Source organism: Bacteroidia bacterium, assembly GCA_019695265.1.
Taxonomy (GTDB): Bacteria; Bacteroidota; Bacteroidia; order JAIBAJ01; family JAIBAJ01; genus JAIBAJ01.
This window is the reverse complement of record JAIBAJ010000027.1, coordinates 21,455-33,273: the sequence shown is the minus strand read 5'-3', so window position 1 is coordinate 33,273 and position 11,819 is coordinate 21,455. Positions and strand designations below refer to the sequence as shown.

Genomic DNA, 11,819 nt, shown 5'->3' with positions numbered 1-11,819 from the left:
CTAAACTGGTTGAATTTAAAGTTTTTCAAATTAGATGCTCTTAAATCGAACCATTTTGAAGGATATTAAACGTAAAATGGCGTCTAAAAGTGGTTATTAGACAAACTGTCGTTGCCCGAGGGTGCAAGCCCCAAATGTATCACCCATTACCCCAAAAAAGGCACAGGCTATTTCGAAATATTACAATGGTAAATGCCGAGGATACAATTCCTTTTCAGATTTTAGTATAATTGACTTGGGTGAATTTTCATCAACCCTTTGGTAACAATCTGAAGTGTAGAAGCCTGCATAAAAAGTAAACTAACCCAATTAACCTACCATTCGGGTTAAGATCTTATCAAAAATCAATTACCAACTGAAAGATTTTCGCGTTCTATTTCATTAATTGCCCGCAGTATCTGCCTTTCAAGCAATTCAATATCAACAATTAAATTATAATTTTGAGTAACCCGGTAATTTAACTCCTCAAAACTAGGTTGTGATTGACTGGGGACATGAAAATAATCCAATTGGTTATTATTTGACAAAATCCAGTAATCTACACAATGATGCCAATCAGCAATTATTTCAATTACCTTAGTACCCGGTGTGCAGAAAAAAATATTGGTAAGGTTCGCGCCATGAGTAGAAAGAATTAAATTAGCATTATTGAAACATTCAATTTGCTCATTTAAATTCATTTTTTCATTTTCTACTATAGTGAAGTTATATTTTTCAAGCAACTTCTCTAATTCCTTTTCATTAACCACATTTCGCCATTTAGAGCCTTTTCTTGATATAAAAACCCTATTGGTTGGACTTGCATTTGATTTCTTTTGCAAATGCCTTTTCAACAATTTATTGGTTGATGGATTATGCTTAATTTCTGTCGAAATTAGTAATTCATCTGCTAAATAATGATGTCCTTCTTCCAGGAAAACAATTTTTTCTAAAGGAACTCCCATCCTTTCCAGTGATTCCTTTTGTAATGGGAAAGTAAAAGGGTTAACAATAATATGGCTAAAGTCATTATAGGAATACCCGGCTTCTTCGATTACGACAAGCTTAGGTAAGAAATCTATCAACCAATGAAAATAAACCCAATCTGCACCCAATGTTGCCAACATTAACACCCTACCTTTCAAACGAACCGGTAAAGGAAGAAATGCTTCGGTATAAATAGGATGTAAGGCTCTTTTTAACGGGTCAGTAGACAATTCAGCAATTAATTCATCTGAATTATTTATAACTGAAAAAATACCATTGTTTCTAAAGACCCTGGCTTCTTTTAATTTACAAAGGTATATTGGGTTGGAAGGGAAACAAAAATTCTCAGTGAAGTTTTGATGAAACTCTTTATCCAGGGTTATAGGTTTGGAAAAAAAACTTAAGGTTCCTGAATAGACAAGTTGTTTTTCAAACGCATGGATGGAAATAGTTTTTTGGGGTCGACCTCCCAAAAAACCTTGAACTCTCCAGGGCAATTTACTAAGAATGAATGTTCTTAAATTCATATGATTACAAGTATTTCCAAGCTTCCATGAAATTACAATTTCAAACCTCTCAGTTTTTTAAAAAAAGCAGTCTCCATTTGCCCAATATCCATCAATTGCAAGGATAAGGATGAAAAATTCTCTGTATCTGTTTGCCTGTTCTTACAAACCCTACCTGCGGAAAAGGCAAAGGCTCTCCATTGGTCGCCAATTTGGGTTAATTCCTTAGCTAAAACAGACAGTTCTTGATTGTTTAAACGTTTGGAAGCTTGTTGTAAAAAAGCAGCATACATGAACCGAAATCCGGCACCACCCGTACCAATCTCCTCTTGCATCCGAACGATATTACCTAAAAATAACACTGCCTTTCTTTCGTCCAAACTAGTTGGATAATTCTTAACTTTCTTAGCCAGGTAAGAAATAGCCTGACTACCAAAGAATGGCAAAACAGGAGGAGTCATGGTGTTTTCAAATCCGGTCCAACGAATAGCCTTTTTAATGGCCGGAATAAAATCAATATCTGTTGGAACCTTGGTAGGATAGTACATTTTGCCATTGGGAGCCAAAACACCTTTTGGGAATCGAGCTCTTTCCAAATCTTTAGCAGAAATCGTGGTAACATAATCCATTACCGGATCACTTACTTGGTATTCCCCATTTGATTTACCAAAAACCAATAAGTTATGCGCATTAAAATGAAAGCGAAAAGCTTTAGGAAGGTAGGGCAAATAATAGACACTGGTAAGCATACCAACCGGAAAACCTTTATCTAAAACCCGATCGAGTTCATCCATTGCCTTTTGTTTATTACTGCCAAAGGATTGGGTATGAAATGAAATTCCTAATCGGGAGGTTAGCCGTTTAGAAATCAAACCCGGCAACACGCGGTAAGTTGTACCCGGAATACCATTCATTTTGAGGAAAGGCATGTGGGCAAAAAATATTCCGGAACCTATTCCAAACGCCATCGGTTCAGAAATATCCAAACCATGATAACGCAACAAGTTACTAATGGTACCGCTCTCACAATGAGCAGCTTGCTTATGTATATAATTTGAAATCACAGCCAACAAAAATAGTTTTCAATCCCGATCTTCCTAATTTCTTTACCATAGTTGAATTGTAATGAGAAATTTCTTGCTATATATAAATTTAATTATCAAGCTATTAGCTGAATTTCTTCCCAACTATTTTTTTTTCGTTTCAAATACAATAGATGTTTAATTGCTTCGTTTCTTTGACCTCCAAACCTAAGGGCCTATTTGAATATACTTTTACTCGTTTTTATTTGTGTTTGCTGATAATTTCTTGGTTTCGACTACATTCTTTTGGGGAATGGTTGGAATAAGGAACTAAAAGCTATTTTTGTGCCCTTTTTAAAATGAGAGAATTTAAAAAAATTTTTACAATCTGCCTATTAACTTCGGTTAGTGGCATTCAGGCTTTTGGCCAAGGTCAAAATAGTTTAAATGACCAAAAAGCCGAATTAAACACTATTACAACAGCCGTTCCATTTTTGATGATATCGCCGGATGCCAGAGCCGGAGCAATGGGAGATTGTGGTGTAGCTACCTCTGCTGACATCCATTTTATGCATTGGAACCCGTCAAAACTTGCCTTTTTAGAAAAGCCTTATGGTTTTGCCATTGATTATACTCCCTGGTTAAGGGCTCTTGTACCGGATATTAACCTAGGATACGTTACCGGATATATGAAATTCGGTAAAAAAATGGATCAAGGTATTGGAGTTTCGCTTCGGTATTTTAGTTTAGGTGATATCACTTTTACTGATTTTTCCGGAAACAACATTGGCCAATATCGTCCGAATGAATTTGCAGTAGATTTAAACTATGCCCGTAAGTTATCCAATAATTTTTCAGGATCTATTGCTTTGCGATACATTAATTCCAATTTAACCGGTGGATATTCAGTTGGAGGAACAGGTTCGGTTGGTAGGGCTGTAGCAGCGGATTTGGCCTTCTTTTACCAATCCAATAAAATTAAATTAGGATCCAAAAACGGGATAGTAACTGCCGGATTAAACCTTTCCAACATTGGTTCTAAAATTTCGTACAGCAATTCCAAACTACAGCGTGATTTTCTGCCACAGAATTTACGTTTAGGTGCCGGATTAAAGATCTTTTTAGACGACCATAATTCGGTTGGATTGTATGTAGACATTAACAAATTATTGGTTCCAACACCACCGGTTTACAAAGTTGATTCGGCCGGAAACATTTTAGAGGATGCCAATGGAAATAAAATAATTGAGAAAGGAAAAGATCCGAATGTTGGACCGGTAGGTGGATTATTTCAATCGTTTGGTGATGCACCTTTTGGATTTAAGGAAGAATTAGCGGAATATAATATTTCAGGAGGCATTGAGTATTGGTATAACAATTTATTCTCCTTAAGAGGCGGATATTTCAATGAATCCAAATGGAAAGGTTTCAGGAAGTATTTTACCATTGGAATAGGATTCAAGTACAGTGTATTTGGATTGGATTTTGCGTATTTAATTCCATCGACCCAAGGTGTAAGGAATCCATTGGAAAACACTTTGAGATTCACCTTATCGTTTGACTTTAACAAAGCCAGTACAAAAGCAGAAGGTGCTGAAACCAACTAAGAATTAGAATATTTTACAAGTACAGGTTTAACCCAAATCCCGGAATAAGTAAAACTTGGTTCGAAGCCTTACCGATTGGGTTTGCACCTCGGGCAACGATAGAGGCAAGTAGCCCACAGGAGCACGCGGCGCTAGCCAAGTGCGACGAGGACTACAGCCGAAAGCGTGACCCGAACGCCTAGGTTCTATGTTTGGAAGATTGCAGAAAAAATAGTAGGCGGAGGGGGCCCGCCAAAAACCAATTAAAACAACCTTCATGGTCATGCCAATCCGGTTATAGCTGCTCTAACTACTTTTTATCGAGGATGTTAGCAAACAAAGTACTTAAACCCGTAGAAAGTACAACGATAGAAATAGAACTTAGAGGCATTAAAATAGCTGCAACTACCGGAGAAAGTGTGCCTTGAACGGCGAAAGAAAGACCAATAAAATTATAGATAGAAGAAAAGAAAAAGGTAGAAATAGTTACCGTTTTAGTCGTTTTTGCCATTTGAAGAAAGTAACCCAACTTATTCAAATTAGACCCATCCAAAATGGCATCGCAAGCCGGAGAAAAATTATTGGTATCATCGGAAACTGCAATTCCTACATCGCTGTGTTTGAGTGCTCCGGCATCATTTAAACCATCTCCAACCATCAACACTTTTTTGCCATTGGAACGGAGAGCTTGAACAAAGCGCATTTTGTCTTCGGGTTTTTGGTTAAAATGAACTTCGGCTTTTGTACCAAAAATGGATTCCACAATTGATTTCTCCGAATCGTTATCGCCCGATAAAACCTTTAAATCAAACTGGTTACTAAGCCCGTCAACCAAATCTTTTAGTCCATCGCGGTAGGCATTTTTAAATTTGAAAAAACCTTTTACCACCCCATCAATCATTAGAAAAACTTTGGTAGAATTCAGGTTGGAAAAATTATGATTTCCGGTGACAAAGTATTCAGAGCCCATAACCACATAGTGATCTCCCACCTGAGCTTTTAAGCCTTTTCCGGGCAGTTCAGAAAAGTCGCTAACCGGCAGCAAATTCCTTGTACTTTTTCCGAAAAAGCTGCTGATTTTGCGGCTTAGCGGGTGAGAGGATTGAGCGGCCAGGGAAACAGCCAAATTAATTTCATTGGAGCCTAAGGTTGGGCCTTCGAAAGAAATACTGGAGCCGTGAGTGATGGTGCCGGTTTTATCAAAAATAATGGTATCTATTCGGGACAATTTTTCAATGACAGGGGCATTTTTTAGATAGAACTTTCTGCGTCCGAACAGGCGTAATACATTTCCGCTGGCAAAGGTATTGGTAAGAAGGAGGCCACAAGGACAGGCAACGATAAGGACGGCGGTAAAGGCATTGAGCGATTTAGCCGGGTCAAAGAATGCCCAGAAGATGGCGGACAAAACAGAAACTGCCAACACCGACAAGGTGAAATATTTATTGATACGATCGATGTAGGTTTTTTGAATTTGTTCATTTTCTGATTTAGAATCCTGGTTCCACAATTGTGTTAAATAGCTTTGGGAAGTTGGATTTAGGATTTCGAGGCGCACGGCACCTTCGAGTTGTTTACCTCCTGCATAAACCAATTCACCAACCACTTTTTTGATGGGATCCGATTCACCGGTAATAAAGCTATAATCGATGTGAGTGGATGGGCTGAGTAAAATGGCGTCGGCAGGAATTAATTCATTGTTCCGAATAAGAATTTTATCCCCTTTTTTCAAGGAAGAAACCGGAACATTTGATTCGCTTCCATCTTTATTCAGTACAGAGACACCGATTGGGAAATAGGATTTATAATCCCTTTCGAACGACATAGTTTCATAGGTTTTATTTTGAAAATAGCGGCCAATAAGCATAAAAAACACGATTCCTGACATAGAATCCAGATAACCTGCACCGGTTTGGCTAATGATTTCAAAAACGCTTCGAACAAAGGTAACGAGTATAGCAAGTGCTACGGGAGCATCGATGTTGATGTATTTGTATTTCAGGCCCTTCCAGGCAGAGACAAAAAACTCAGAGGAGGAATAGAAAAAAACGGGAAGAGAGAGGAATAAATTCAGATAGCCGAAGAAATACTTCAGATTTTCTTGTTCCAAAAAATTTCCTGAAGAAAAATATTCAGGGAAGCTAAGCATCATAATATTTCCGAAACAGAAGCCGGCTAATCCAATTTTGATGACCCGGGTTCTGGTTTCATTCTTTTCAGCATTTTTTTCCAGGTCATTTAGGTTTATCAGTGGTTCATAGCCAATATTAGCCATAAGAGCCACCAATTCCGACATCTTAATTTGAGAACTATTAAAGACGATGGTTACTTCCTTTCTTACAAAATTCACTTTGGAGCTAATCACTCCGGGGTTAAGTCTATGAAGATTTTCCAACAGCCAGATGCAAGAACTGCAGTGCATTTTAGGAATAAAAAACACCACATGAGTTTGGCTTTCATTTTTAAAACGAATGAGTCGGTCATAGACCTGCTGATCGTCTAGGTATTCGAACTTAAGTGCGAGATTTTTTTGTTTTTGGGTAGAGCCTGGAGCTTGATTCAGATTGTAGTAGGTACACAGCTCATTTTCACGAAGAAGGTCATAAACCAGTTGGCAACCTTCGCAACAAAACTCTTTTTGGTCGAATTCAATGATTTCGTCCTTGCAGGATTCTCCACAATGGTAGCAGGTATGAACTTTTAATTCGGGAGGACTAACGGTATAGGATTCCATAGTGCTTACAACTTTTAGAGGGTAAAAAGTTGACCTTTACAACCTTGACGGAGCTGATTTTTGAAAAAAACCGGAGAAAGTCCCCTAAAAATCCGCTCGAAGCAAAAAAATCTTGACAAGTCAAATTACCCCTCAATTATTTTGCAAAAGTCAGATTATTAAAAGGTTATGAATTTGAGGGCCATCATAAAAAAGAATGATATTCGTCATGTTTTGAAAATTTTTCAGCATGTAGTTTTGCCAAATTTCAATTTACTACCTTAGCGGTGAACTCAGTCAAACCCAAAATGGATAGCAAGGAGGGGGTGGAAGCCCTTTTTCTTTTCGCAACGGAAGGAATACTTATAGTTGACAGCGAAGGTAAAATAACAGAAGCAAACCCTAGCGCAGAGCGGTTATTTGCATACGATTCGGGAGAATTAATCGGACAGAAGATTGAAATTCTGGTACCACATCGATTTGTAGGCAGCCATCATGCATCGCGAGAAAAATTCACTCACAACCCACATGCCCGATCGATGGGAGTTGGAATGGATTTATATGGGATGAAAAAAAACGGGATAGAATTTCCTGTTGAAATCAGTTTGAGTCCATTTAGTAATGCGAAGGGTAGGTATGTAATTGCCTTTATCATTGATATATCGAGAAGGAAGAATGCAGAAGAGAAACTCAAGAATTATTCAGCGGAGTTAGAGAAGCAAGTTAGGAATAGGACAATGATTTTGGAGGAGGCAATACAGGAGCTGGAAAAAACAAAATCGGAGTTATACAATGCCTTAGAAAAGGAAAAAGAGCTGAATGAATTAAAATCCAGGTTTGTTTCGATGGCGTCGCATGAGTTTAGAACCCCGTTAGCCACCATTTTATCAAGTTTATCCTTAGTTAAGCAATATGGAGATTTAGATGAAAAGGAAAAGCAGTTAAAACATATTAATCGGATAAAAACATCCATCAATGATTTAACGGACATTTTGAATGATTTTCTATCAGTTAGCAAATTAGAAGAAGGCCGAATAGAGTGTCATTTAGAGTATTTTGACATACAGAATTACATACCAGAAACCTTGAAAGAGCTTCAAGGAATTTGCAAGGAAGGACAATTTATAGACTATAAGCACCAGGGAGAAAGCTTAGCCTATTTGGACAAGAAGTTACTGAAAAACATATTGCTTAATTTAGTTTCCAATGCCATCAAATTTTCGCCAAATGGCAAAGCTATTGAGGTATATACAGAGGTAAGTCCATCTAAATGTATATTAAAAGTTACCGATTATGGAATCGGGATTCCCAAGCAGGATCAGAAGCATCTATTCCAACGATTTTTCAGAGGACATAATGTTAACCATATACAAGGGACAGGATTGGGGTTAAACATCATTTCAAAATATGCAGAACTTTTGAAGGGAAGTGTTACCTTTAAGAGTGTAGAAAACCAGGGAACCACCTTTACTATTACTTTTCCACAATGAAGAAGATCCTATTAATAGAAGACAATAACGAGGTTAGAGAAAATACGGCTGAGATTTTAGAATTAGCGAATTATACGGTGCTTACTGCAGCCAATGGAAAATTGGGGGTAGAATTAGCCCAAAGTGAACTTCCGGATTTGATTGTTTGTGATATTATGATGCCTGTACTTGATGGTTATGGCGTGTTACATCTACTTTCCAAAAATCAGAAAACTGCGGCAATTCCATTTATCTTCTTAACTGCCAAGGCCGAGCGGACCGAATTAAGGAAAGGGATGGAAATGGGAGCAGACGATTACATTACCAAGCCATTTGATGACATTGAATTATTGAATGCTATTGAGAGCAGGCTTAGGAAATCATCCATGATGAAAAGCGAATTTCCTAAAAACCCACAAGGCATTAATGCATTTATAGATTCGGCCAAATCGATTGCTGATTTAAAGAACATTTCCAACATTGAAAAGGCATCCAAAGTATACACCAAGAAAGAAACCGTTTATAAGGAAGATGGATATCCCAAAGGAATTTTCTATTTGGCCAAAGGAAAAGTAAAAACATTTCGCACCCACGAATTGGGCAAGGAATTCATTACAGGGTTGTATAAAGAGGGCGACTTTTTTGGATATTTGGCCTTGATGGAAGAGCAGCAATACCAGGATACTGCTGTTGCAATTGATGAAAGTGAGATTTGGTTTATTCCCAAGGATGATTTCTTTTCCTTACTTTATAAAAATGCCGAGGTTTCGAAAACATTTATTCGGCTATTATCGGACAATTTAGCAGAAAAGGAAAAGCAATTGGTTAATCTGGCCTACAATTCTGTAAGAAAAAAAGTGGCTGAGGCATTGGTAACCTTGCATAATAGATATAAAAAGGATGAATCACTTCATTTTTCAATGAATATTTCGAGGGATGATTTAGCTAATATTTCAGGAACTGCAACAGAAACAACCATTCGCACCTTAAGTGATTTCAAGGAAGAAGGATTAATTTCTATCAGTGGTGGAACCATTGAAATCAGAAATCTTGAAAAGCTCATAAAAATGCGAAACTGATTTGTGTTTTTGGGTTTAGGTATTGATATCAGGTTACCTACTGACCACCATCAGTAAATTAGGCTGAGGGACCTTGTAGTTTTGCTAAAAGTTTTACTATGAAAACCCTTTTAGCCCCAACTGACTTTTCCGAATCAGGAAATAATGCAGTTAAGTATGCCGCTCATCTTGCCCATTCCATAAAAGGCAAGCTTATTATTTTACATGTAGGACAAATTGAAGGGAACACCCCTGAGATTCCCCAAATGATTCTATCATGGGAAGCCGTTGAAAAGGTTGCCCGCGATAAAATGCACTCTTTAAGAGACGATATTCACCGAGAATTAGGAGCATTAGAAATTGAATGTCGGTATAGGTTAGGGAGTACGACTGATGAAATTTTATACAAGTCTAAAAAGGAACATGCCGATTTAATTGTAGTTGGCATGAATGGGCATACCGAACTTCTAGATAGAATTATTGGAAGTGTAGCAACCGAGCTTGGCAGAAAATCAGAGAAACCGGTACTAATTATTCCGGTCCATTCCGAGTTTCATCCTTATGAAAAAATAGTTCTGGGCACTGACCTTTCCTCGATTTCGAATCAGGAAACCTTAAAACCATTAAAAACCTTGGCTCGATTTTTTGAATCCAAGATATTTGTATTAAATGTTCGAAAAAGTTTGGAAGAAACCCCAACAGAATCAGAAGTTACAGGAAGCATTGAGGTAGATCAATTTTTAGATGGAGTGAAACATGTTAGGGATTTCAAGGAAGCAACGGAGATCGAAGAAGGAATACAATCCTATGCCAAAGAACATAAAGCCGAACTAATTTGTTTAATAGCACATCACCATTCCTTTTGGTATAGGCTTACCCATGAAACACATACCAAAAAAATGATGTTCCAAACTGAAATTCCAACTCTTATTTTACATTAATTGATTCCAGTCAGTAAATCAGATGACGGAAATCATTTCAAAATCGAATTTATCAATTGAAATTTGCAATTCATTGGCTTATTCTTCCCATTAATCAATAGGCCAGTTTGCAAGTAAGCACAGAAAAACAATGGAAACTATACTTTGTCCAACCGATTTTTCACCAATAGCAGAAAATGCTATTCGCTTTGCATTGGAATTTAACAGGACTATTGGGGCTGAAATTGTACTATTACACACTTACATTGTACCTGTTACCACAGCAGAAGTGGTTGTACCGGTAGATTTTGAACTGGTAAAGGAGCTTGAAAATGACCTTAACCGCTTAAGAGACACGTTAAAGGAAGAATTTCCGGGAATGAGTATTCAAACCAAGGTAACCACCTGCTTTTCCGATATTAGTAGTGAAATAAGCCGAATGGCAAAAACTCTGGATTCGGAGTTAGTCATAATGGGTACCAAGGGAGCATCCGGATTACAGGAATTGCTAATAGGAAGCAATGCAGGAAACACGATTGAAAGTTTAGATATTCCTGTACTAACCATTCCTGCACATGCCAAATTTAAAGGCATTCAAAAAATAGTTTTTGCCACTAACTTTGAAAGACACGACCATGAAAATGTAGAAGGAGCGGCATTTCTAGCACAATTTTTTCATGCCGAACTTATATTACTTCACATTACTCCCGACTTAGACAAGGAACCATTCAAATACAACGAGGTGAATCAATTTACCGAAAGTATTAAGAAAAGTTCCGGTTACCAATCAATACGGTCCAGAATAGTAGAGAATTCGGATGTGACCGAAGGAATTATCCATTACACAGAAGAAATTAATGCTGATATGATAGGAATGACTGTTCGGACCAGAGGTTTTTTTGATCGACTATTTGAACGAAGCCATACCAAACAAATGGCTTTTCATTCCCATATCCCACTTTTATCATTTCACCACTCAAAATAATATGCTTATGATCTTGACAATAAAGGACGACCGAAAAATCTCGGAGGTTCAAGAATCCTTCAACCAAAAATACCCCTATTTAAAGTTGGAGTTCTTTAAAAAAATGCATGGAGTGAAAGAATTATCGCCATTGAAAGGAATTATTGACCCTGAAAAAACCATTGGTCAAATTAGAACCATTCATAGCGACGGATTTATTACAGTAACTCCCAAAATGACAGTTGCGGAATTGGAGCAGGAGTTTGGAAACCTTTACGGCTTATCTGTACAGGTATTTAGAAAATCCGGCAAAATGTGGATAGAAACAACCGTTACCGATAAATGGACTCTGGAACAACAAAACAGCGAAGGGGAAGCATTAACCATTGATCAAAAACCAAGCAAACCGGATTATTCCCAATGGGAAGATTAGGTTAGACCTTTTTTACTACCCCAAAAGCCTTATCCTCCGGTAGGATAGGGCTTTTTTTACATAGAAATTACTCCAATCAACAACTGCATTGGCATTCAATTGCGGCTTCCAACTACTTCAAAACAGTTTACTAATACTTCCCCGAAAAATTAACCTGAAAGCCTCTTCACGATTTCTTTTTC

9 protein-coding genes are annotated in these 11,819 nt (G+C 37.6%); 6 read left to right on the top strand and 3 right to left on the bottom strand.

Translation table 11 applies throughout. From position 1 onward, the window contains the following. Positions 1-344 precede the first annotated feature (344 nt). A complete protein-coding gene (locus K1X82_06150; protein MBX7181675.1) occupies positions 345-1,493 on the bottom strand; it encodes a glycosyltransferase family 61 protein in 1,149 nt (382 codons plus the stop codon). 32 nt (positions 1,494-1,525) lie between these two features. After that, entirely contained in the window at positions 1,526-2,536 is a 1,011-nt protein-coding gene (locus K1X82_06145; protein ID MBX7181674.1) for a BtrH N-terminal domain-containing protein, read from the bottom strand. A gap of 317 nt (positions 2,537-2,853) precedes the next feature. On the opposite strand from K1X82_06145, the gene porV reads away from it, so the two are divergent. Then, a complete protein-coding gene (gene porV, locus K1X82_06140; protein ID MBX7181673.1) occupies positions 2,854-4,101 on the top strand; it encodes a type IX secretion system outer membrane channel protein PorV in 1,248 nt (415 codons plus the stop codon). Between the two features lie 289 nt (positions 4,102-4,390). Here the strand turns inward: porV and K1X82_06135 are convergent, their stop codons facing one another. Then, positions 4,391-6,814: a heavy metal translocating P-type ATPase metal-binding domain-containing protein gene (locus tag K1X82_06135; GenBank protein MBX7181672.1), complete on the bottom strand. Its 2,424-nt coding sequence runs from the start codon at positions 6,812-6,814 to the stop codon at positions 4,391-4,393. A 287-nt stretch (positions 6,815-7,101) separates the two neighbouring features. Between K1X82_06135 and K1X82_06130 the strand changes: the two genes are divergently transcribed. The 5 genes from K1X82_06130 (at position 7,102) to K1X82_06110 (ending at position 11,637) form a co-directional block, all read left to right on the top strand. Next, the gene (locus K1X82_06130) at positions 7,102-8,283 is read left to right on the top strand and encodes a PAS domain-containing sensor histidine kinase (GenBank protein ID MBX7181671.1); all 1,182 of its coding nucleotides are present in this window, start codon (positions 7,102-7,104) and stop codon (positions 8,281-8,283) included. Beyond that, positions 8,280-9,341, top strand: coding sequence for a response regulator (locus K1X82_06125; protein ID MBX7181670.1), 1,062 nt, complete (start codon positions 8,280-8,282; stop codon positions 9,339-9,341). Before K1X82_06130 ends, K1X82_06125 begins: the two co-directional genes overlap by 4 nt. 98 nt (positions 9,342-9,439) lie before the next feature. Then, positions 9,440-10,261 (top strand): universal stress protein, encoded by an 822-nt coding sequence (locus K1X82_06120; protein MBX7181669.1) that lies wholly within the window; start codon positions 9,440-9,442, stop codon positions 10,259-10,261. 130 nt (positions 10,262-10,391) lie between these two features. Continuing rightward, positions 10,392-11,225 carry a universal stress protein gene (locus K1X82_06115; GenBank protein MBX7181668.1) on the top strand — a complete coding sequence of 278 codons (834 nt, stop codon included), beginning with the start codon at positions 10,392-10,394 and terminating at the stop codon, positions 11,223-11,225. 7 nt (positions 11,226-11,232) lie between these two features. Then, the gene (locus tag K1X82_06110) at positions 11,233-11,637 is read left to right on the top strand and encodes a hypothetical protein (protein MBX7181667.1); all 405 of its coding nucleotides are present in this window, start codon (positions 11,233-11,235) and stop codon (positions 11,635-11,637) included. The last annotated feature ends 182 nt before the right edge of the window (positions 11,638-11,819 follow it).